The organism is Acutalibacter sp. LFL-21 (assembly GCF_025630755.1).
Taxonomy (GTDB): domain Bacteria; phylum Bacillota; class Clostridia; order Oscillospirales; family Acutalibacteraceae; genus Acutalibacter; species Acutalibacter stercoravium.
Map to the genome: position 1 here is coordinate 22,453 of NZ_JAOTNT010000010.1, position 23,452 is coordinate 45,904.

The 23,452-nt window shown below is 53.0% G+C and carries 18 protein-coding genes and 1 CRISPR repeat array; of the genes, 6 read left to right on the plus strand and 12 right to left on the minus strand.

Annotated elements, in window-relative coordinates:
* Positions 1–59: 59 nt before the first annotated feature.
* The 3 genes from ODJ80_RS11615 to ODJ80_RS11625 all read left to right on the plus strand — a co-directional run bounded on the left by ODJ80_RS11615 (position 60) and on the right by ODJ80_RS11625 (position 4,014).
* The gene (locus ODJ80_RS11615; RefSeq protein WP_263042223.1) at positions 60–1,442 is read left to right on the plus strand and encodes an MFS transporter; all 1,383 of its coding nucleotides are present in this window, start codon (positions 60–62) and stop codon (positions 1,440–1,442) included.
* Position 1,443: 1 nt separating this feature from the next.
* The gene (locus tag ODJ80_RS11620) at positions 1,444–2,946 is read left to right on the plus strand and encodes a serine hydrolase domain-containing protein (RefSeq protein WP_263042224.1); all 1,503 of its coding nucleotides are present in this window, start codon (positions 1,444–1,446) and stop codon (positions 2,944–2,946) included.
* A 393-nt stretch (positions 2,947–3,339) separates the two neighbouring features.
* Complete coding sequence (locus ODJ80_RS11625) at positions 3,340–4,014, plus strand: Crp/Fnr family transcriptional regulator (protein ID WP_263042225.1); 675 nt, start codon at positions 3,340–3,342, stop codon at positions 4,012–4,014.
* 50 nt (positions 4,015–4,064) lie between these two features.
* Here ODJ80_RS11625 and ODJ80_RS11630 read toward each other — a convergent pair whose 3' ends face one another.
* On the minus strand, positions 4,065–6,002 hold the full coding sequence (locus ODJ80_RS11630; RefSeq protein WP_263042226.1) for an NAD(P)/FAD-dependent oxidoreductase: 1,938 nt from the start codon (positions 6,000–6,002) through the stop codon (positions 4,065–4,067).
* Between the two features lie 218 nt (positions 6,003–6,220).
* On the opposite strand from ODJ80_RS11630, the gene ODJ80_RS11635 reads away from it, so the two are divergent.
* Positions 6,221–6,670: a MarR family winged helix-turn-helix transcriptional regulator gene (locus ODJ80_RS11635; protein WP_263042227.1), complete on the plus strand. Its 450-nt coding sequence runs from the start codon at positions 6,221–6,223 to the stop codon at positions 6,668–6,670.
* On the plus strand, positions 6,663–8,057 hold the full coding sequence (locus tag ODJ80_RS11640) for an MATE family efflux transporter (protein WP_442863921.1): 1,395 nt from the start codon (positions 6,663–6,665) through the stop codon (positions 8,055–8,057). Before ODJ80_RS11635 ends, ODJ80_RS11640 begins: the two co-directional genes overlap by 8 nt.
* Before the next feature lie 753 nt (positions 8,058–8,810).
* On the opposite strand, the gene ODJ80_RS11645 is transcribed toward ODJ80_RS11640, so the two are convergent.
* Positions 8,811–9,377, minus strand: a complete 567-nt coding sequence (locus ODJ80_RS11645; protein WP_263042229.1) for a flavin reductase family protein — start codon at positions 9,375–9,377, stop codon at positions 8,811–8,813.
* Positions 9,378–9,504: 127 nt separating this feature from the next.
* Here ODJ80_RS11645 and ODJ80_RS11650 point away from each other — a divergent pair, with 127 nt between their 5' ends.
* Positions 9,505–9,837 (plus strand): winged helix-turn-helix transcriptional regulator, encoded by a 333-nt coding sequence (locus ODJ80_RS11650; RefSeq protein WP_263042230.1) that lies wholly within the window; start codon positions 9,505–9,507, stop codon positions 9,835–9,837.
* A 616-nt stretch (positions 9,838–10,453) separates the two neighbouring features.
* Here the strand turns inward: ODJ80_RS11650 and ODJ80_RS14205 are convergent.
* From ODJ80_RS14205 to ODJ80_RS11700, 10 genes are all read right to left on the minus strand, one after another.
* A complete protein-coding gene (locus ODJ80_RS14205) occupies positions 10,454–10,816 on the minus strand; it encodes a helix-turn-helix domain-containing protein (protein WP_442863922.1) in 363 nt (120 codons plus the stop codon).
* Positions 10,817–11,128: 312 nt separating this feature from the next.
* Positions 11,129–11,707: an S-layer homology domain-containing protein gene (locus ODJ80_RS11655; protein ID WP_263042231.1), complete on the minus strand. Its 579-nt coding sequence runs from the start codon at positions 11,705–11,707 to the stop codon at positions 11,129–11,131.
* A 34-nt stretch (positions 11,708–11,741) separates the two neighbouring features.
* A CRISPR array of direct repeats spans positions 11,742–12,444; the repeat unit is 33 nt; unit sequence ATTTCTATCCACGCCCTCCGCGAGGAGGGCGAC.
* A gap of 183 nt (positions 12,445–12,627) precedes the next feature.
* A complete protein-coding gene (gene cas2 / locus ODJ80_RS11660; protein ID WP_263042232.1) occupies positions 12,628–12,918 on the minus strand; it encodes a CRISPR-associated endonuclease Cas2 in 291 nt (96 codons plus the stop codon).
* Between the two features lie 10 nt (positions 12,919–12,928).
* Positions 12,929–13,219 (minus strand): CRISPR-associated endonuclease Cas1, encoded by a 291-nt coding sequence (locus tag ODJ80_RS11665; protein WP_317619921.1) that lies wholly within the window; start codon positions 13,217–13,219, stop codon positions 12,929–12,931.
* Positions 13,220–13,530: 311 nt separating this feature from the next.
* Complete coding sequence (gene cas7c, locus ODJ80_RS11675) at positions 13,531–14,415, minus strand: type I-C CRISPR-associated protein Cas7/Csd2 (protein WP_263042234.1); 885 nt, start codon at positions 14,413–14,415, stop codon at positions 13,531–13,533.
* Positions 14,408–16,156 (minus strand): type I-C CRISPR-associated protein Cas8c/Csd1, encoded by a 1,749-nt coding sequence (gene cas8c, locus ODJ80_RS11680; protein WP_263042235.1) that lies wholly within the window; start codon positions 16,154–16,156, stop codon positions 14,408–14,410. The genes cas7c and cas8c overlap by 8 nt, the downstream gene beginning before the upstream one ends.
* Entirely contained in the window at positions 16,153–16,797 is a 645-nt protein-coding gene (gene cas5c / locus ODJ80_RS11685; RefSeq protein WP_263042236.1) for a type I-C CRISPR-associated protein Cas5c, read from the minus strand. Before cas5c ends, cas8c begins: the two co-directional genes overlap by 4 nt.
* A 23-nt stretch (positions 16,798–16,820) precedes the next feature.
* Positions 16,821–18,983, minus strand: coding sequence for a CRISPR-associated helicase Cas3' (gene cas3, locus ODJ80_RS11690; protein ID WP_263042237.1), 2,163 nt, complete (start codon positions 18,981–18,983; stop codon positions 16,821–16,823).
* An 883-nt stretch (positions 18,984–19,866) separates the two neighbouring features.
* Complete coding sequence (locus ODJ80_RS11695; RefSeq protein WP_263042238.1) at positions 19,867–21,960, minus strand: helix-turn-helix domain-containing protein; 2,094 nt, start codon at positions 21,958–21,960, stop codon at positions 19,867–19,869.
* A 275-nt stretch (positions 21,961–22,235) separates the two neighbouring features.
* On the minus strand, positions 22,236–23,393 hold the full coding sequence (locus tag ODJ80_RS11700; RefSeq protein WP_263042239.1) for a Gfo/Idh/MocA family protein: 1,158 nt from the start codon (positions 23,391–23,393) through the stop codon (positions 22,236–22,238).
* Positions 23,394–23,452: the final 59 nt, after the last annotated feature.

Sequence of the window (23,452 nt, forward strand, 5' to 3'; positions counted from 1 at the left end):
TCTGTAAGCGGAATGCGCGCACCGCCTGCTACATTCCTTTGACCTGGAGGGTTGAAAACATGACAGAGAAGAAACAAGACAAGCTCCCTGTGTCCCAAATGATCGGCTTTGCCCTTAACGGCTGCGGCTCCAGCTGCATTGCCGGCATTTTGGGCAGCTTCCTCACCGTCTACTTGACGGACAACCTGCTGCTTTCCATGGGCTTCATCACAGCCATGATGACCGCCGCCCGCATCATCAACGCAGTCACCGAGGGCCTGAGCGGCTTCCTCATTGATATGACCCACACCAAAATGGGCAAGGCCCGGCCTTGGATCTTGGGCACCGCTTTCTTCGTGGCCCTGCCTGTGTTCCTAATCTTCAACACCCCTACCAGCTTCGGCCCCACCGGTCGTATGATCTGGGTGTTTGTGAACTACCTGCTCCACGTGGCCGTGTTCGGCGCCGTCATCAGCATCGCCACCGCCACCCTACTCATCAAGATGACCTCCAACTCGGTGGAACGGGCAAAGGTTACCAACTTGGGCAGTCTCTTGGGACAGATCTCCAACCTGATTGTCAGTGCCTACGGCGTACCGGTGCTCATGTACTTTGGCGGCTACGAAACGGGCTACTTCGGTTTGAGCCTGATTTTCTGCTCCATTGGCTTTATCCTGCCCTTCCTCACTGGTGTTATCTGCCGGGAAACGCCGGAGGTGTGGGCTGAGGCTGCCCAGCAGCTCAGCGCGGCTCGGAAGCGCCCCACCCTGCCCGTTAAAACCCAGCTAAAGTACGTTTTTGGCTGCAAATACGCCCTTCCTCTGTTTGGCATGTTCCTCACTTATAACTTTGCCGGGATGATTTTCGGCTCAATGGCCATCTACTTCCTGCGTGACGTGCTGGGTAATGCCGGCTACATGACTCAGATCAGCTATGCCAAACTGGTACCCGGTATTCTCTGCTGCCTTTTGGGCATTGTGCCCATTGCCAACGCCAAGCTGGGCAAGCGAAAGGTGCTGGTGTTGGGTTCCATGTTCCAGGTGGTGGGCTATGCCTTGATGATTGTCCCCAACCTGGCCTTCGTCATGATCGGCAATGCGATCTACGGCATTGGCAGCGCTTTCTTTGGCGTGCTGTTGGGCACTGCTACCGCCGATGTGGCTGACTACATCAACCTAAAAAACAAAACCGACCTCTCCGGTCTTTCCACCAGTATCGCCCAATTCGGCATGCGGTTTGGAATGCTCCTGGGCAGTGTAGGCGTAGCGGCTGTGCTGGCTATTGGCGGATACAGCGGCGAAGCGGCCAACGCTGGTCTGACCCAGTCCTCCTTCACTCTGGTGATGGAAACTGTGGGCTACGCCGTGATTCCCTTGGTGTGCAGCATCCTGCTGGTGCTGTTCAGCAGTCGGATGGACGCCGACAAAGAGGTGGCTAACATGAGAAAGGAAGGCGCACAGTAATATGGCAGACGTATTTGACCGTTTCTACCTTCCAGAGGACGCTGGCATCTCCTCCATCGCCATCGCCAACTTCCTTCAGGATTGCGATAAAATCCACTACAAGCTGCGGACACTCCACATCATCCGTCACGGGAAAGCTGTGGTGGAAACTGCCCGCTATCCCTTCCGTGCCAGTGACAAAAGGCTAGTGTACTCGGTGAGCAAGACCTTCACTTCCACGGCCATTGGATTTGCCGTAGACGAAGGCCTGGTGAACGCGGCTGACAAACTGCTGAAGTACTTTCCCGAGTGCGAGGGCCTGGACATGGACCCCCGGGCAAGGGAGATCACCCTGCGGGACGTGTTGACTATGAGCACCGGCCATGAACGAGACACCGTGGGGGACATGTGTAACAGCGAAACCACCCCCTGGCCGGAGATCTTCTTTACTCGGGAAATGGCATACGAGCCCGGGGAGCACTTTGTGTACAATTCCGGCGGCACCTACATGCTTTCGGAGGTCATCAGCCGGGTAACGGGCAAGAGCCTGTTTCAGTGGCTTCAGGAAAAGCTCTTTGGGCCCCTGGGCATCACCGACGTGAGCTGGGACACAAACGGCAAGGTGAACACCGGCGCTTGGGGTCTACTCATCGCCCCCAGGGACCTTTGCAAGGTGGGCATGCTCTACCTGAACAAGGGTCTGTGGAACGGCCAGAGGCTCCTTTCCGAGGAGTGGATTGAAGAGGCCTCCACACCCCATGTTTCCACCCTGAGCCAAGGCTGTGCCGGCTGGGGACAGCGGTACGGCTATCAGATCTGGGAGAACAGCCCTGGCAGCTATCGGGCGGACGGCGCTTTTGGCCAGTTTGTCATGGTGTTTCCGAAAGAGGACATGGTCATTGTCACCACAGCGGAAGAAATTGACGGCACTCGAGTCTTCCCTCTGGTGGAACAGCACCTGCTTTCAAACCTGACAGACCCCCAAAAGGGCCGGGACGCCTGGGCTTACGAGCACCTGCAAAAGGTGCTGTGCCAGTGGGAAGCCCCCGCTGTGTATGAACCAAGCTCCTCTTATCTGCAAATTGCCCTGCAAAACCGGACCTACCAGCTAAAGGGCATATCCTCACAGGAACAGCACACCCTGCGGATACAAACATTCAACAGCCGGCTATGCATCATCGTAGACGAAAAACAGAAGGTGGAGAGCTCTTGTGTGGCCGACGTACATGGAGAAACAGAGTTCGCTATCGAAATCCCCAGCAACAGCCCACTACGGGGAGAGGAACAAAGGTCCCGGCCATGGGCCTACTCGGCGCATCACGCCTGGGTGGATCAGGATACCTTGCTTCTCACCGTATGCTGGCGAGAAACCGGACACTTCCAAACCTGGAAATTCCTCTTCGGCGGAAACCATCTGACTCTTTGGATTACCGATGGGGTAAAAGGGATGTTCGAGCTGTTCGGCGCTGTCAGCGACCAGAATGTGCGGTTTTGTGATATGATTTTTGAAGGCAGCTTGCAATAGTGATTGTTCCTGCGATGTTTACAACACCTTTGGGGAACGGCTTCTTCTAAGCCTTAAAAATTCGGACGGTATGGCAACACACCGTCCGAATTTTTTAAGCACTGTCCTCCCTCTTTTACTGCCTACCGCAGAAAGCCATCCCTGTTTAGAGCCAGGGAAAGCGGCAGATCCTCAGCGGCCTCGTTCCAGCAGCAGAGGAAGCATAAGCGCCATAACAGGGTTCGAGTTGAACATTTCCGCTCCTTTCCTTGCATCCAGCAAGCTAGGCTTTTATAATAGTGTTATAAGAGTTTCCGCAGCCTCTAATGGGAGCAGGCTCTCTGCAACACCATCGCCAGATGGCCACTAAAACCGTACCCATTCAAGCTATACGCAGGAAAGGAGTCAAGCGCTATGGAACCCAAAGATGCCTCCCACGCCATCCGCTATTTTTTTGAAGGTGATTTCCTTCCCCACCGAAAAGCCTTTCAGATGCGCTGCCCTCCTGCCATGCGTCTAGATAAGGGTATGCAACTATGTGCCAGCGGGGAGAGTAAAAACTGGATGTACTATTTGTGCAAGGGAAAACTGCGGGTCTACACGGGTAATTCCCAGGGGAACGAGCGCACTGTGGCCCTGCTGGGGCCGGACAGCATTGCTGGGCTGGATTGCTTTCTGCCGGAAGCCCCGTCCCTCATGACAATCGCCTGTATGACGGATTGCTGGCTGATTCCCTTTCAAAACAGCTTTTTGGAGGAACTGACGCGAAACGACCCAGAATTCGCAGTAACGCTGACGCAGTATTACTGCAAGGTGCTGCGGCAGCTCTGTTATGATGCCGCCAACCAAAGCATTCACAGCGTCTTTCTCCGTCTAGCCAATTTTCTCCTGGTCAACTGGGACGGGACAGGTGAGGCCCAGGTCCGGCTGAGCCAGCAGGAGCTGGCCTATGCGGTAAACTGCTCGCGGGCCAGCATTTCCCGAGCATGCAGGGTCTTGAAAAAAGAGGGCATCATTTCCATGGAAGGCGTTGGATTCCGCATTGTGCATTTAGACAAACTGAGAGCACTGTGCAGCCAACATGCCTGAGGCGCAAAAAAGGGACCCACACGGGTCCCTTTCCTGTATACTCAATTATCTCAAACCTTCAATCCGGCCTTATAGCCGTCGTGGATGGCGTCGTAGATTTTGCCAATGGCCTGGCTGTCCCCCACAGAAAAGACCCGTATTCCCTTCTCCAGAAGCTGGTCATAGAGGCCGCTGTTGGGCTTCATGCCGGTGGCAAGGAAAACATGGTCCGCTGGGACAGTTTTTCCCCTGCCCTTTTGTTCAATCACCACACCGGCCTCCGAAATGGCAGCAACCCGGGAGGAAGTGTACACTGCCACATTGCGTTCCTGAATCCACTGGCTGTAAACCGTGCGGTCACTGTCACTGCAGCCATTCATAATCTGTGGCAGCATTTCCAAAATAGTGACATGGGTATTCGGCCGGGCGCTGAAGAACAAAGCTGTCTCCACGCCGATGAGCCCGCCGCCCACAACTACCACTTCCCCAGTGGGACGAGGTCCGCCGTCCTTCAATGCCTCCACGGCCAAGGTGACGTTCTCCCGGTCCGCGCCGGGAACAGGCAGCCCAGCGGGAGAAGCGCCAGCCGCTACAATCACCGCATCGAAATCCTCCAAGTCCTGCAAAGCGGCTTCCTTTTCCACAACATGGACGCCGTGCTTGTTCACTTGGGTCACCAGATATTTGTGGGCGTCGCGAATGTCCGCTTTGAAGTCAGGATAAGATGCCTCGAACAGATAGCCGCCCAGAGCACGCTTTTCGAACAGCGTTACATCATGGCCCCGGAGGGCGGCTGTGTCCGCCGCTTTCAACCCTGCGGGTCCCCCGCCTACCACCGCTACTTTTTTCTTTTCCTCTGCTGGATGGATGGCCAAAGCATCCTCAAAACCCAGCAAAGGGTTCATGGTGCAGTTGATGGACTTGCCCAGGTGATTGCCCCGGTCCAGACAACCCTCGTTGCAGCGGATACAGGGTGAAATATCCTCGGCACGGCCTTCCATAGCCTTCTTGGCCCAATAGGGGTCTGCCAACAGAGGACGTCCCATACTGATGAAATCCGCCTTGCCACTGGCCAAAATTTCCTCGGCATAGTCGGGTTGGGTGATAGAGCCGGTGGCGAAAACGGGAATATGTACCGCTTTCTTAATGGCCTCTGCCGCCCAGACATTGTGGCCGCGATTCAGCTGCATGGGGGTAACCTGATGGATCATTTGATGATGGTCGCCGCCGCTGACATCGATAGCGGCACAGCCCAACTCCTCTAGGCGCTGCGCGTAGTAGATGGTATCTTCAATGGACATGCCGCCAGGCTCATAATCCGTGCCGCTCAGCCGGACAATAATGGGGAAATCCTCCCCCACATATTCCTTGCAGCGCGTAAAGACCTGCTCTAAGAACCGGAACCGGTTTTCACGGCTGCCGCCGTACCAATCGGTGCGCTGGTTTGTAAAAGGCGACAGGAAATTGGTGATGAGATACCCATGCGCACCATGAATCTCCACCACCTGGAAGCCAGCGGTCTTGGCGCGGCGGGCAGCTTGGCCGAAATCCTCCACCAGCTGGTCAATTTCATCTAGGGTGAGTTCCTGGGGAATAGCCGCCCTACCATATCGTTGGTACATCAAGGGCCAGGGATTGGGGGAGGCTGACTTCATGGGAGGCCCTAAAAACCGCTGGCGTCCGCAGTGCTCAATTTGAATGCAGGGAACACAATCCAGGTTTTTCAGAGTATCCGCCAACCAACCCAGTCCAACGATGTATTCGTCATCGCAAATGCCCAATTGGTTAGAGGCAGATTTGCTGCAATCCCGATCCACATAAGCGTACTCCACAATAACCATGCCCACCTCGCCCCGGGCAAGATCCTCATAAGTGCGCACTAGCCGAGAGGAAACTGAGCCATCCATATGACTCAATCCTGTGGTCTGGGGCGCCTTGCAGATGCGGTTTTTGATGGTAACATTTCCAATTTTGCAGGGGCTGAACAGAGTAGGATAATACGGATTCATAAAAAACGTGCCTCCTCCATAAAAGTTTTCCACACAACGTAAGTATAGCTTCTTTTCTGCAAAATTCCCGATAGCTGATTTTCCTATTTCCTTTAAAATAATTGCGTCAAATGTTACACCTCTTCCCGAGAGGGTCGGATTTGTGCTTTTCTATAATATTGCGTGCGCACGCATTTTATGATATACTGTGACCGCTTCCATACAAGAGGAGGAAAACTATGAAACTTTTAAAATGGCTCTCTGTGGCTGACCGGTTCACCAAGGCTTACTTGGATCAAAGGCTGGAGCCCTTGGGCATTAACAGCAGCCAACACATGTACCTGCTTAAAATATGCGGAAATCCCGGGATTTCCCAGGATTCCCTGCTGGAAACCTTTTACGTCCATCCCAGCAATATAGTCCGCACCGTTGCTGCACTGGAACGAAAAGGGTTTCTGACTAGGAAGCCCAGTGACAAGGACAGGCGGACCTGGAAACTCTATCCTACGGAAAAGGCGCTGAGCATTGCCAAGCAGGTCCGGGAAACCTGTGACGAGGCGGAGCGCTTTTTCATGGAGGGTATGGACAAAGGGAAACAGGACGTTTTTTTGCAGAGGCTGACTCAGCTTGGAGAACGCGCCTCACTAGAATTGGGGATTACGAGAAAGAAGGATGAATTTGATGAGTAAAGAAATTTTCGAAAACCCATTGGGCTCGGACAAAATATCCAAGCTGCTGCGCAGTTATGCCATTCCCAGTATTGCCGCTACATTGGTCGGTTCTCTTTATAACATTGTAGACCAGGTTTTTATTGGGCAAGGTGTGGGATATGTTGGCAATGCCGCTACCAATGTATCTTATCCCCTCTCCACCATCTGCCTGGCCATTTCCCTTTTGATTGGAATAGGGAGCGCTTCTCGTTTCTCTCTCTATCTAGGACAAAAAACTCCGGAACGAGCCGCCCGGATTGCTGGAAGCGGCGTTTGCCTGATGGCGGGCGCCGGGCTGCTTTATCTGGTGCTGGGAGAGCTTTTTCTCACACCACTGTTGAAGGTCTTTGGCGCCACCCAGGAGGTTCTTCCCTATGCTCAGCAATATGCTGGGATCACACTGCTCGGAATGCCGCTCCTTATTCTGACCAACGGGATCAGCAATTTAATCCGCGCCGATGGAAGTCCTAAATACTCTATGATTTGCATGGTATCCGGTGCAATTGTCAACACCATTCTGGACCCGCTTTTCATTTTTCAGTTTCACTGGGGTGTGGCTGGTGCTGCTTGGGCCACAGTGTTGGGACAAGTTCTCTCTTTTCTTTTGGCGCTACGGTATTTGTGGCAGTTTCGCACAGTGAGGCTGACAAGGCCCTGTTTTGCCATTTCTATTCCAGACACCTTGAAAACCCTTTACATGGGAATCAGCAGTTGCATAAACCAAGTAGCCATTACAGTGGTACAGATTGTGCTAAACAATTCCCTCACCCATTATGGGGCTCTCTCCTCCTTTGGAGAGGAAATTCCGTTGGCAGCCTGCGGTATTGTCATGAAAACAAACGCTATTTTGCTTTCTATTATTGTGGGCATCTCCCAGGGGATGCAGCCAATTATTGGATACAATTATGGTGCGGGGAAAACGAAGCGGGTAAAAAGTGCTTATCTGCTGGCACTGAAATGGAACTTTGCGGTTTCTGCAGTGGGGTTTTTACTCTTTCAGTTTTTCCCGCGCCCCATCATTTCCCTATTTGGCAACGGGAATTCTCTGTACTTTGAATTTGCGGTTTTATTCATGCGCACTTTTCTATTTATGGTTATCGTCAATGGAGTGCAGCTTTTATCCTCCAACTTTTTTACCGCCATTGGAAAAGCGCTGCGAGGGCTCCTTCTTTCCCTGACGCGGCAGGTGTTTTTCCTCATCCCACTGATACTGCTTCTCCCCCTTTGGTTAGGAATTTTCGGTGTCTTGCTTGCCGGACCCATTGCCGACTTTATTGCGTTCTTAGTCTCTCTCTTTTGCGTGCGTCAGGAATTCCGCAAAATGTCCAGCCAAGGAGAAAGCCAGACTGTCTCGCAAATCGAATAACAACACTCCGAAATCTGCTTCATTCATTTATTCCATCATCCGTCATATCAATCTGGGTTTGGGTACCCTGCGTGCCCCGTCCTGGGAGCACCAAACCAGCACCGTTCTTTTGTGATTTTGTGAGAAGGACAGCTTAAACCCGGTTCTCCACGGCTCTCGCTGCCGAATTCCCACATCCACTCCAAAACCGCGTGCCGAGGGTTCAAGTCCTTCTGCCCCTGCCAAAAAAGTCAGGTATCGCTTGTGCGGTACCTGACTTTTTCGTTAGTGTGCGGTAGGATTTGGCAACGAGGCACGGCTGCGCCCTGCGCAGTGCGTGTCGTGGGGTGAGCGAGCGCCAGTGGCGCTCTGCCGCGAACCGGTCTCAGCTGCCGCTTCGGTCGGTGCTGGGCGCTCCCCACTGGGGAGCAGCACCCGAGGCGGCAGGCGAGACTAAGTCCTTCTGCCCCTGCCAGAAAACCGGCGAAAACACTGGGTTTTCGCCGGTTTTCTTTTTGCCTGTGTTGCATGGGAATGGGGTTCATTCTGGTTCGGACACTGGGTTTTCTCATCTGGTTTGACCCGTCCTCAATCGTCCCCATCTCCTCCAGCACCCAAAACGCACCCGGTTTCGCCTTTTTCGGGCTGAATCGGGTGCGTTTCACATTTTTCACTGTTTTTTGGCCGCAAAATTTTCGGGCTGCTTTTTGTGCATCTTGCCGCATAGTGGTTACAAATTCATGAAAAAGCGGGCCCGGCAAGGCCCGCCCATGCTTACTTTTTCAGTTGCAATCCATCCTTGAAAGCCTCGCCCACACGCTCGGTGACTTTGTAATATCCGTGAGTGTAGGGGTCAAACGCGATGGCATTCACCAGGGACATGTCCAGCTTGCCGTCCCGCATAACACTCTCGTCGGCTGTGACTTTGACCACCTTGCCGATGACACCGCAGCCATATTCATTGGTCTGGTACTCAATGAATTTACATTCCAAACACAGGGGGAACTCGTTGATGATGGGAGCGTCCACCATGTCGGCCTTGGTGGCGGTGAGCCCGGCTGCGCTCAGCTTATCTGCTACTGTATTGCCGGAGGCCACGCCGAAATAATCAGCCTCCACCACATGGGCGGCATCAGCGATGCTCACGGTAAAACCGCCTCTCGCCTTGATGTTCTTTACGGTTTTGTGGCTTTCTGTTAAATTTAAGGCCACAGTATCACGCTCCTGCATAGTACCCCAGGCAGCGTTCATCACGTTTACGGTGCCATTCTCGTTATAGGTAGCCACCATCAGCACGGGCATGGGGAAGATTCCCTCGGTGATATTGAGCTCTTTTCTCACAGCAATGCGCCTCTCTTTTTTATTTTAGAATTGACACACAGAGTGCCTTCCTCTATCATTATAGCTAGTAACAAACTAAAAACAAGTACTGAATTTATTGTAAGGTACTAGCTTGGAGGTAAGTTATATGATCTCTGACTATATCGAAAAGGCTAATTTCGAGGATACTGGTTTTGCCTACACTCTATCCCTCATTAGCGGAAAACATAAAATGGTGATTCTCTACTGTCTGATGGAATTCGGTGTAGTGCGGTTCAATGAACTGAAGCGATACCTGAAAACAGTAGCGGACAAAACCTTGAGCGCGAATTTAAAAGAACTGGAACGGGATCAGTTGATCGTCCGCAGGGAGTATCCTCAAATCCCACCCAAGGTAGAGTATTCTCTCAGCGAGCGAGGCAAGTCTTTGATGAATATTCTTGACCAACTCTGTGTATGGGGAGAGGAAAACAGGCTTTGAGCCCTTATCCGGGAACGTGACTAAAATCTTCTATAACAGGCCGCAGCCCCTATCGTGACACCGTAGGGAATGCCTCTGCACTGGGAAAACCTGGCATTCACGACACCCAGTTTGACGCCAAGGCCCCAAAACCGACCCCTAAAAATCGGAAAATTGACGCCTTGCAAAATTCCCGGAGTGGCCGGCTCTGCCTGCCACTGTGAGCCCGAGTAGGCGCCGCTCTTAGGCGCCTACTCTTTCACCTGCTGTAAAATCACACCCTGTGATCCCTGTTCAATGTTGGGGCATTGTGAACCGCCCACAGCCCTCTCCAAACCCGTCCTCTGAGTAGAGGAAAAATTCATTCTCGATCGGGACTGTCTCGTATTCCATATTGCCTTTGCAGGCCCGGCTGGGCCTGCTTCTTTCTTTTCTGCTTGCCTCTGATCTTTCTCACCGACTCCTCATCGAGTGAAACTGAAACTGGTTTTCTCTCATCTGGATTCGTCGCTGCCCTTCGATTCGTCCACAACTGCCCCACACGCCTCCAACGGGGCGGGTAACCTGTTTTGCTGGTATCGTTTCCCTATCTCGGTTTAAAAATCGCACACGGGCGCTCACAGAGCCGAGTTTGGATTCACCGCCTTTTCTTGGAGTGCTTTGGGTCTGGTAGGGTTGCCAACTCCCGCTCCAACTTGTAATCTATCGCCTCCTGGATGGGCCAGATGGTAAATCGCAGAGTGCCGTTTCGAACTTTCCCATCTCGAGTCTGTACTTTTGTAGGTTCAACATCGATGAGCCGCTTTTCCTCTAGCCGCCAGATGTACTTAGCAACCGTGCTGGTACTCATCCCAGTGTGCTGGCTAATGCGTCCGATGCTGGGCCAGCACTGGTGCGTTTTCCTGTCCTCGCAAAACAGCAGGTAGGCGTAGACCGACGGTTCGCTGGGACTTAATCCCAGGGTGAAAATTTCATTCGGCAAAAGAAAATAGTGACCCAAAGGGCTGTGCTTGGTGTAAGTGTTTTGGATTTCCGTGGCGTTACCCCCCCTGTTGATTTTTCAAGATTCTACACCTAAGTTCGAGGCTTTGTCCATAGAGAAATCGAAGTTTACAGTTTGTTCACAGTATAATTTTGCATGCGTTTCTCAAAGCTTACTCGGCGAAGTCCTTTTCTTTGTTTACTGCTCTGTAAATTTTGAGGTGCTCTGCCCCTTTTTTGGGTAAGTAAAAGGCCGGGATCACTCACCAGTGATCCGCGAAAACTAAAAAAAGCCCCTGAGTACCAATAAGGTGCCCAGGGGCTCTCTGTATTACTCCCTATTCTCCAGCACGTCCTCCACGATCTCCTCCACCCTGTCTGCCAGCAGTTCGGAATTGGTGTAGTTGACGATGGTCTGGGCCAGCTCGTCCCGCTTGACGGTGGATTCTGGCCGGAACGCGCCGGTATCATCACCATTCATCACCTTTGCGGCCTTGACCTCCTCTACGGCGCTCTTGGCCCACTCAGGGGTATCCTTTTTGGCCTGTGCGGCCACATACTCCTGGATGGCCTCCAGGGCGATCTTTTTTACTTCTTCTGCGGTCATGCCGTCTTCCTCCTTTTCGGGCGTTTTTTCGCCGGTCATTGCCTTGACGATACTTGGATAATCCTTGTAGGCCCAGTTGCCGTCAAAATCCTTCCCGCCGATGCTCCAGGTGCTGGTATACTGCCAAATACCATAGGATCCTTTATATTGGCACTCCGAATAATACTGGGCCACCCAGCTGTCATACCTGCTGAAAACCGGGGCCGTCAGGTAATTATTCCACCAGTTGAGGGAGGTGTACACGCCGGCATATAGTTCACCAGATCGATAGCGGTGAGGTAGTCCTCGTTGCGATACATCCATATACGATTGCCGCCGATGCTGAGGCCTACTACGCATTTCTATCCACGCCCTCCGCGAGGAGGGCGACCAAGAAAATCATTCGTACCGCCTCTCCAGCTCTTGATTTCTATCCACGCCCTCCACGAGGAGGGCGACCAGGGTCTCTTCCATCTCGTCCTGGGAGAGTGGTATTTCTATCCACGCCCTCCTCGCGGAGGGCGACCAAAACTGCTTTGGAAGCAGTCCGCGCCGCTCTAATTTCTATCCACGCCCTCCTCGCGGAGGGCGACACATGGAGTGGTTCCCCAGGTCTTCCGGCTCGATATTTCTATCCACGCCCTCCTCGCGGAGGGCGACATCATCGGGGGCTTTCCCAAGCGGGCAGGGGAAAGATTTCTATCCACGCCCTCCGCGAGGAGGGCGACTGATGCAAAAGACCACATGATGGGCGAGCTGGAAATTTCTATCCACGCCCTCCGCGAGGAGGGCGACGGAGGGAAAGCTGTGCCAGGGGACGGAAGCCAGGATTTCTATCCACACCCTCCGCGAGGAGGGCGACAGCCCCCGTAAGAGCTACAACCCATGCTTTGGGTATTTCTATCCACGCCCTCCGCGAGGAGGGCGACCAGCCACCAAAGGTCTGTTGGGAGAAGAGCTGGATTTCTATCCACGCCCTCCGCGAGGAGGGCGACCCCCGGCGTGGAGAAATCTTCTTTTGTGTAATGATTTCTATCCACGCCCTCCGCGAGGAGGGCGACAGCAAACTTGCCGATAAGATCGGTATAATTATCAGCTAATTTGACAAAAGCCATTGTGATTCCTGAATTTTACAAGGAACCACTCCGGGAAAAGCGGCATTTACCGTACAAAAAAGAGGGCTACTGTTTTCGGTCTCGGTGCGAAGGTCTCTGGAAAACGCTGTGCACTTGAACCTCGCACTTTTATATCAGCAACACATCATCCTGTGAAAGAAGCGGAGCACACCCAAAGTGTTCCACTTTTCTTCGATAGTTGTTTCCTAACTGATAGAAACGCAGACTGTCCGTTTTTGGATCAATCAACTCTAACAGTTTTGCTTTAAATACAGCGTACTGAGAAGCATCCAAAAGGCACTCAAAGACAGAATTTTGAACCCGCTGCCCATAGTTCACACACATTTTTGCGACTTTTCTTAGACGGCGTTTCCCGGCAGCCGTCTCTGTGTTCACGTCATAGGTAATTAAGACCAACATTTCCTGTTCCTCATTTCCAGAAAAAGGGCGGGTATCGCTCTAAATCACCGCGAAGGGTTCGTGCTAAAAGCAAAGCTTGTATATAAGGCACTAGTCCCCATGGTATTTTTTCTGACAAAAATGGATGCGTAATCGTTTGCTGTTTTCGATGTTGCCAGGCAGTAAGGAATGCACGCCGTCCTTCATCAGACAGAAGTACCGCCCTACTCTCCTGTTTTTGACAGTGTTTTGCGGTGAGGATTTTCTGGTTGACACAGGATATCACAAACCTATCGGCATAACAGGAGCGCAATTCTTCCATGAGATCCTGCGCTAGGCTAACCCCGGTTGGTTTTGAAGCGTGATTCCGTGAGGGTCAGTAGAGAACTCCACCACATCACAGACGCCAGAAAGCCGCAGCCGATAACTGACCACCCTCAAACCGCGCACCGTCAACAGGTTGTCCCGCTTTTCCTTCAGTTCACTTTCGTGGGCCCTCCGGTGCTCCAAATGTCCCTCGGTGGTTCGTATATTCTCTGACCACTGTTGTTCCAAATGAATCAACGCCCACTGCCGCGGACAAAAACAAAAATGCTGGATCCCTGATATGGAAAGATATTCCTCCGTATCCACTTATGACATCCTCTGGCAGATAACCCCTGCGGGCAAATCTTCGTCCACCGTAACCGTATAATCGCTGTATTTTCTCGGAACGGTCGCCCCCTCAACCCTATCCACATGGACAGCATCAAACAGCTTATAAGAAGGGGCATTTCCCAATTCGCTCTCATGCCTAAAAACAATGAGCTCCCGGACGGCCATTTTCCCCCTGGCAGCACTGCGGTCGTTTTCGAACATATTCAAAATAGCATCCCAAAGCAGCTGCAGATCTTCCTGGGAAAAGCCGGTGACTTTCCGGGCCAAATTGGCAGACACAAAACCCTCGGCCCGATAAAGACCATAAGGGACAATGTATTTGCGTCCCATTTCCGTGTCTTTGTCCTCCGCGTCCGACTCTCTGGCAATGGCCACACGGGTAATCGTGATTTCTTGGGGGAGGATGGGATCCACGCTGCGGGCAAAACCGATTTGGACGGGCCCCCGCACTTGACCACAGTTGAGGGCGCCTTTGACAAAGGTGGTCATCACCGCCCCAAAGGTGCGGATATCATAGAAATTCCGGCACATAAAATCCCGGATTTTCCCGTCCAGAAGGGGATCGTCTTTTTTGGCAGATTTCAAATCTTTATCCACTCCCAGATAAGTCAACGCCTCTGCGTCGCTGCGTTGCAGGGGGACCTGGTCTTTGATATAGATGCGGTAACCTTCACTGTCCTCCTTAACGGTTTCCACATAGTTGCGGATTTTCCGTTTCAGGCAGACATCAGTCACCAATCCAAAACCTGTTTCCGGATCAACGCGAGGCATATTGCCTGCATCCGGATCCCCATTGGGGTTGCCATTTTCTACATCGAAAAGAATGACAAAATCATAGCGGTTACTGATAGGCTCAGACATTGTTTTTTTCCTCCTTTGGCTTATAGCGGTTTTGCGTTTCGTGATAATATCCCAACTGGAACGCGCTTTGTTCCGAAAGGCTCATGCGTGCCGGCAAAGTCTGCGTGATCCGGCTGCACAATTCGGAAATCTGTTTCTGAAAATAGATCTCTTGCCCTTTGTTCATCTTTGCCAGATGCTTTTGCGTCAGGTTGATCAACGTGGGGAACACTACGGCCGGCGTGGCAGAAGCGGAATTGAAATATCTGTCCGTAATCGTGGTATTAATCCTCGGGTTAACCTGAAGCTGTACGTTTTCCAGCACAGAAAATAACCTTCCTAACACATAGGGCAGATAGTTGGTTGTTTCATTTAGTTCCACAGTTAAGACCTCCTTCAGTTGCTCATCTTTAGAATTATTCAGGTAATAGGCCTTCAAAATGGCAGCTTTTCCTCGAGTGACCGTTCGTTCTGCCCGAATGCGCAGAACAACCCCGTTGAGCAGAGTGGCGGGATACGGGCCATCGTTTAACACAGCCAGAAGAAGATCTCCCACCAACCGTGGGTTAGCCTCCACCGGGCGGGCGCCTGGAAGAGTTTTCCGAACGGTTTCCTGAACCAACCGCCAAATGGGGAGTGCGTCAAAATTGTCATCCTTCCTCCGGACGATCTTCAATCTCTCGTAATGAAGCGCTAAGTTTCTCGCCAGCGCCCCAAAGCTGTTCTGCCAAAAAAATCGGATAGAGAGCCGGGCTGCATTGGGCGCTAACCCCAGTACAGAAAAGGGCATATCCGGATTTAGAAGACTTTCCTCCCAGTGGATAGAATCACCTTTTGCCAAATGATGCAAAGCCGCCAAGAGATCCTGTTCCGAATAAGTTGTGTCAAATAAGGCGTCCATTGCAAAACCTTGGTAGGCTGCTCCCCCACCATCCGCCCAAAAGACAATGGTGGTATCCCCTACGTGACAGACATGTTTCTTATCCTCAAGCAGTTTATTCAGCGCAGTGGTATAAGCAAATGCAGCATACTGGCCCGTGGGCGCATTGGCTCCTTGCTCATGGCCGTAAGAGCAGAACGCAGGCTCGTTAAAGGACACAAGGGAAGCCCCACTGCTTTGCGCACCTGCCACGCCTTTAATGTTTGCATGAAGCCGAGCTAGCGGTCCACAGTGCCCGGTCACCAAGCATATTCCCTTCCCAGATTCTTGTTCCACGTTTTCTTGGAAGCGCTGCCAAGCCATTTTGATCTCCGCATCGTCTGCCGCAAGCGCTCCGTTGTACCAAAAGGTCAAGTCTCCGCCCTTCAGCAAGTCAGGCAAATCTGCCTGCAACACAGGATGGAAAGCGGCCTGTGTAGGATCCCACGTTTCAAAATAGCGGACAATTGCCTGGGCGGCGGGAGAGGATACTTGGGAGAGCAGGCGCAGATGTAGATCTTTTGCTGCGGCAAAGCACTGCACCGTACGACTAGGGTTTTCCTTGTTGTCCACTCCCAACATATAGCTGCTGTTGTCGCACAAGAAATTGGCCGCAACATTAGACGACTTTTTCACCTTCGCGGGCATCTGAAAAGCCCGGGGCACAAGGACCTGCTTTTTTCCCCTGGAAATTTCTTGTTGCAAATGGTAAAGCTGCACTACTTGGCCCTCTGTATCTAGCTCTATCCCATAGGAAACCCTTATCGTAGCCCAGCCAGGCGGGGTAATCTTGCCTTGGGTCAGAAGCGTCTCATAATAGTTGGTTAACGCTTGCAGAATCATCGATACACCTCGCAATTTTCAGTGTCCAACACGCCATTTTCCAACCGAGCCCGAAAATAGGTGGGAGTGATGTTCAGCGGATTACTATAATCAAAATCGTACAGCATCAACCCCAAGTCCCTCGTTTCAGGAATGGTGGGAACCGGGCCACCTGGCCAGCGGCGAAAGTTAACGGGGAATTCCCGGCAGCCAAAATAGGGAGTTTGAAAGCATTGACCGCGTTCCATACGACGAGTGACAATGTCCTGGAATTTTCCGGGGTTATCTGTAGGGGCCGCTTTTTCGGTCATGGTAAAATGTGCTTCTATGACGTAATGAACATCCCGAAGCAGCAAAGAGGCCCTTTGGACGATTTCCTGGGAAGTAACCTGGTACAGCGGCTTTTCACTTCCTTGCGCCGCTTTGCGCGCAGCGGTGGATAGGATTTTATTTTTTACTTCGTTGCGCCGGACGTTAAGAAAACGGATAGGATTCATTACATAGATCCGTTTTATGTGCCACTGCAGCCCAGGATGGTAATAGATTGACTCCACAATCCCTCTCGCCGCCGAAGGCGTGGGCACATCGTAACTGACCCTTTCCACCTTTAGTTCCGGCCTGGTAAAAAGCGCATACTTCCCCCACACTTCCAATTGAATCACACATAATCCCTCCTTTCAGCGTTTTACACAAACATGCCTTTTCCAGTCTCCACGTCCAGGGAAAGACCTGTAAGGTTATCATAAAGCGTTGTATCTGTCAAAATATAGTTGCCATCTCCCACCGGCTCTGCTGCACCGGCATCCAGCAAATTTTTCAGATGATCCGGGTAAACATTTACACTATATTGACCTAACCGATGATATAAACTGCGGGTGGCATACCCCAGCTTTAATTGGTTTACAAGCTCAGCCCCTTCCCCCACTGGCAAATAAATCGTCACCGTTTGATTCTCAATGAGATGAAATTTCTCTGCCACAGAGGAAAAAGGAAACAGGACACCCTGCATTCCGTGGTGAAACGCCTCCAAAACGTTCTGGCTGTCTAGAGCGGCGTTCCCCTTGAGCGTCAGGAAAAACTGAAAATAGCTTTCAATGGCAGCCGGCTCGGCTGGATCATCAAATCGCGAAAACACGCTACGGGTAGCATCTACATTTTGTTGGATCATAGCGGGAACTGTTTGGCTTTCCAGGGAAAAAATGGTGACCTTACTGTCCTCTGTTGCGCGCTTTCCTTCCCGGTTACAGCGCCCAGCGGTTTGTAAAATGGAATCCAGACCCGCTTCTTCCCGCCAAACAGCGGGGAAGTCCACATCGACTCCCGCCTCAATCAGAGATGTGGAAACCACCCGGCAAGGCATCCCATCCGTTAGCCTCTGCCGGATTTCTTCCAGCAGGCGCTTCCTGTCAGCGGGGCAAAGCAGAGTGGTCAAACAAAACCGCCCTTCTTCCTCCAGGCCTTGGTAGAGCTCCTGCGCAGTGGCGCGGCGGTTTACAACGCACAACCCCTGCGGAACAGAACCCAGTTGAGAAAGCAGCTCTTTTTCCGTTTTGATTCCAGCTGATATCAACGTGGTTCTTCGGAAAAACTGGTAGAGATTTTCCGTATCCGGGCAGATCTCACGAGAAACTAAACCGGAAGCCAGTTCATCGAACAACGGCTGCAAAACAGGCTGTGTTGCTGTACACAGCACAGCGGTAGAATGGTAAAACTGTACCAACTGAGCAATGGCAGCCACACAGGGCCGCAGATAAGGAACAGGCAACGTCTGCGCTTCATCAAAAATAATTATGCTGTTCGCCAAGTTGTGAAGCTTGCGGCAACGGGAAGGACGATTGGCGTACAGAGATTCAAAGAACTGAACAGAAGTGGTTACAATAAGCGGTGCATCCCAGTTTTCCGTGGCAAGGGCTTTTCGGTAAAGCGTTGGATCAGCTTCTCCCTCCGGTACCGAGAAATCCGCCCCAAAGTGATGCTCTATCACATTTTCCTCCCCTACAACTTTGCGGAACACTTCTGCTGTCTGGTCTATAATGGAGGTATACGGGATAACATAGATGACCCTCTCTTTTCCGGCAGCAACGGCGTGGGACAAAGCAAATGCCAGGGAAGATACGGTTTTTCCGCCGCCTGTGGGAACCGTCAACGTAAACAGTCCTTCTGATTCCTTCTTGCCTCGTTCAAAGCATTGCCGTAAAATTTCACACCTCTTTTGGTTAAGCGCCGTCTCAGCCGGCCACCACGGGGAAATGTACTCCTTTAATCGTTCCAACATCTGCCCCATAGAAGCATAGTTTCCCTTGCGGGCCTTCCCCTGCATAAAGGCTTCTGTATCCAGAAAATCCGCATCCACCAGGCAAGAGTACAGCATCCGTGTATAAAAAGACACGGAGAAGCCATCTTGCGCAATGGGAGGTCTTGTGACTGAAGAGGGAAGATTCACCTCCGATTTCCACAAATCGCAGTCTTCCACCGGTTTCTTTAGGCGTCCACAGAGCGTGGGAGAATCCATGGTATCTGTCTTAGATCCTCCGTCAGGCAAACCACTATGATGCCCCGCTATCGCAAACGCCACTTCTGGTTGTTTTTGGGCCATAGCCACCTTTGCCCCCGCAGTGGAGTGATCCACTTTTTTTCCACCTTTTAATCGTTTTTGAAATCCATCGCTATATTTGCCAATATCGTGTAACAGTCCCGCTGTTCGTGCCTGTTCCTGTCCTCCAAAAGATTTCGCAAAACGCTCCGCTATCACAGCCGTACCCTCTAGGTGGGAAAGGATGGATTGGTTTCTCATTCCATCCTCTGAAACATGGGCAAGGCGCGGAGTATCCTCAAAAGTAATTCGCATGAAATTCTCTCCACATATGCAAGTCGATCCTGTTTTGTTATATTATAATACAAATCGCAAATAGAAGCAATCATTCTGTGACAAATGGCAGAAAGCACGCTCGATCCACTCGTTTTTTCTGACAGCACCAAACCAGCACCGCCCGTTTTGTGACTTGGCTGGTAGAACGGCGCAACCTTGTCCCTCCCCCGCTCTCTGTGCGCTGTTTCCACATCCACTCCAAAACCGCGTGCCGAGGGGCGCTGGCCACCTGTAGCGCTCTGCCGCGCCGGTCTCGGCTCCCGCCTCGGTCGGTGCTGGGCGCTCCCCACCAGGGAGCAGCACCCGAGCCGGCAGGCGAGACCAAGTCCTTCTGCCCCTGCCACAAAACCGGCGAAAACACTGGGTTTTCGCCGGTTTTCTTTTTGCCTGTGTTGCATGGTTATTTGGTGCATTCCGCTTCAGACTGCGGGTTTTCCCATCTGCTCTCATCCGTTTCCAACCGCTGCCACCCCCTCCAGCACCCAAAAAGCACCCGGTTTCGCCTTTTTCGGGCTTTTTCGGGTGCGTTTTTCTCTTTTTCGCTGTTTTTGGGGCGCAAAATTTTTGCCTGCTCTTTTGTGCATCCTGCCGCATAGCGGTTACAAGTTGAAGCCATCGGTGATGCCATGTAGACGAGAGGTGTCCTTTTTGACATAGTATAGCTCTGTGATTTGGCTGGTGCTGTGGCCTACCAGGTCTGCCACCTGTCTCGGTGTCAACGATTTAATCGAGCCGTCCTCCTGCTTAATCCCGTTCACCAGGTTGGATGTGAATGTGCGCCTAAGTCATGAGCATGAATTTTTGATTTATATTTCACTATTTAATTTTAGAAATAAAATATATAAAATAACCTTTTCTAAACTCAATTATTAAAATGCATGAACAGCACACTGTGGGGCGGCATCTGGAAAGTTCCGCCTGCGGCCTGCTCCAATACATCTGTCACTGTGAATTCAGAGGGCGGCAGCACGGTGTCACTGGAGAAGAGCACCGCCTCGCTGCAAGGTCCAAAGGAGGAGAAGTCCACCGGCTTTTCGCTGCGGAACGCGGCGTTCACCACCGTAACGGCCATCCGTCCCTCTCTGTCCACGCTGACAACAGCCTCTTGAGACGCGGAGCACAGACGATTCCCCATGTGCCAGCGGTTCATCCGGGAGAACACCTGGCCCTGAGCCGTCAGGCTCACATGATCCGGTTTCACGCACAACATCCCCTCATTGACCGCCTGGAAGTGGCACGCAAGGGCGATCCCGCTTTTCTCGGCTTCTTCCATCAACATGTGCAGGGCAAGGGCCGCATAAATGCCGTCGGTGACGCTGGAGGGGCGGTACCAGGCGTACCAAACGTTCCACTCGTCCATGGAGATGCGCGTAGAAGGCTCCAGCCACTGCCGGGACTGGTGGAGCAGATCCCGCATCCGGGAAACGGAGGCCAGGCACCGGTTATACTCTTCCTCTACGGTGGCAAGGCTGGTGTAATGGGGGGCGTAGCCGTAATAGTGCTGGGAGATCATCTGAGAGATTCCCGCAAGGGGCTTGGCGGAAAGCTCCGCCCATTCCTTGTTGGGATAGGGGCCAGAGGAACACAGGCTGAGATTGGGAGAGGCCTCCAGCATTTTCTTGCCGTTTTCCAGGGCAATCTGGCAGTATCCACTGGGGGTGTTGTCGCCCTCCATGTGGCCGTAGCCGAATTCGTTGCCCAAGGACCAAAGCTGCACATTGTAAGGTTCTTGGTGACCTCGTTGGGCCCGGAGCTTCCCATAGGGGGTGGAGGCGTCACCGTTGCAGTACTCCACCCAGGCGGCGTTCTCCTCGGGAGTATTCCAACAGGGGTTGATGGTGATGAACGGCTCGGCGCCGATCTCCCGGCACAGGGCAATAAAGTCGTCCGTATTGATCTCGCTGTAATCGTAACCCATGGTGTGGGGCTGGGTCTCCAGGCCCAGATAGGACTGGAAGGGGGCGCGCATATCCACAGGCAGAAGGCCGTCCATCCAGTTAAATTCTCCGGCAAAATTTCCGCCCGGCCAGCGCAGCACTTTGATGCCCAATTCCTTCATGGCTTCCACCACATCGCGGCGCATCCCGTGGAAGTGGTCCTTGGGCAGCAGGGAGATGGCCCCCACACAGACATGGCCCGCCTCTTCCCAACAGATGCGCAGATCGGCGTCGGGATCCGCGGCCTGGGGGGTAAGTTCAACTTCAAAACGGGTCCAATCAGCCCCCTCCCCTGTGAATGTGGTGCGGCAATAGACTTTCTTCCCCGCCCGGTCCGTTAAAGAAACGGCAAACTCTACCGGGTTCTGGGTTTTTACCACCATTCCGAACAGATACGGCTGCCCCTGGGAGATGGCGATGCCATGCTGGCCCAGGCCGGCGGTTTCCCCCTGGAAGGGATTGAAGATGCTGACGGAATTGCATTCCGTGTTCCGTTTCATGTGGTAGCCCTCCCCGTGGCGGGTGTAGGGCTCGTCCAAGGCAAACACAGCCCGTTTCCCCAAGGGGAACCATTCCATCGCGCAGCCCTCGCAGGCAGTGGGCTTCCCGGCGAACTTCCGATTGCGGACCATTTGGGCGGATAAGCCGGTATAGAGGCAGGAGCGGGTGTGCTCCAGGTTGCTGCCAAACAGGTAAGGCGATACCAACAGGTCCTCCGGGGCTTTCCGCTGCAAAGTGAGGGGCGTAGCCTGGGCAGCTTCCCTCTCCCAGCCGTCGGCCTCGTCCAGGTTGCTGCTGCGGGCCACATTCATGGGCTCACCGCTGAGAAGCTCCACCACGCTGACCCGCAGCTCCGCGGCCACACGGCTGAGAAGCGCCACGTCAGGCAGGCTTTTGCCCCGTTCCCACTTGGAAACCGCTTTGTCGGTCACATCCAGCCGCTGGGCTAACTGGGCTTGGGTAAGCCCCAGATCCGCCCTGCGCCAGCTGATAAAACGCCCGATTTGTGATACGTTCATAGATTTTCCTCCCCTTCGATGTTTTCTTCAGCATAACACAGTCCACCCGCACCGGCAACCGACTGGTGGTAGAGTGCCCTAGCTTGGGAAACATTCCCTGCACTTTTTCATTGCAACGGCCCTTCTGCTGCTTTGATAAAAGGAAAAGGCCGGGAGCATCCCCGACCTTTCTTTTACACAGAGAGGGCTCCTGCGCCTGTCCCGGACGCTCTCCTCCCCTGGAGCCCCCTCAACCAATGGTAGATTGCAATTCTATAAATTGTTTGCTGGGCTTTTTACTCGAAAACAGGAACAGGCTTCACCACGCCGCCCTCCATGGCGGACTGATGGGCGCAGATGCCCACGCCGGTCCAGTAAGCGCCGTCAATGTCGCTGGGGACAGGGTCCCGGTCCTCAATAATGCTTCGGACGAATTCATGGACCAAGTGGGGATGGGAGCCCCCATGGCCTCCACCTTGAAGGAACGCCAGGTGGGGATTGCTTTCATCGTATACCGTTTGCCGGGTAAATCGCCCAATCTCCGCAGGCAGCCGGTCCGCATAGTCAGGGATCTGGATGCGCTCTTCCGTCACCAGCCCGCCTCGGCCGTAGTCGTTCATCACATGCTCCGCATGGGGATCGAAGGCCATGGAGAACAGCACCGGTTTCTCGGATTCCAACTGCTGCCACTCAAAGCTCTTCCGCTCGCCGTAGATGTTGAAGCATTCGGTATAGCCCCGGGCCACATGGTAGAGAAAACGGGCCATTTCGATGCCCACATCGCTGTCCTTCAGAGAGATAAGGGCGGACTCAAAGGCGAAGGGGCAGCCATAGGGCTCTTCCACCTCTTTGCGCACCTTGCCGGAACCCTTGCAGTACACGCTCTCTGGGCGCTTTCCCAGCAGCATCAGGCAGGGGGCCACCGCGTGGGTGGGATGCATCAGGGGAGGGAAGCCCAGCCAGTAGTCCGGCCATCCCTCCATGTCCTGGTAATGGGCGCAGCGCATGAACTGGATCCTGCCCAGCTCCCCCTTTTCGTACAGGTCCTTCACATACAGGAATTCCCGCCCATAGACGGAGGTTTCCATGAACATATAGTGCTTTCCGCTCTTTTTCCGGGCCTCGATGACCTGGTACAGCTCGTCGATGGTCATGCCCATGGGAATGGTGCAAGCGCAGTGCTTGCCTGCGTTCAGTGCCTTTACAGACAGGGGAGCGTGCGTGGCCGGGGGTGTCACCAGATGGACCGCGTCGATGGTCTCGTCCGCCAGCATGGCGTCGAAGTCTGTCAGACGTTCCTTCAGCAGGAACTTATCGCCGATCTTATTCAACTGCGTCCGGTCGGTATCCACCAGTACCAGGGAATCCACATCTGGGTGTTTCAAGTAGATGGGCACAAACTCCGCGCCGAAGGAGACCCCCACCAGCGCCACTCTGAGCTTACCGTTTTTCATTTCGTATCCCTCCTTGGATGCTTTGGCAGCATCATACCGCTCCCCTGGGGAAAAGTCTA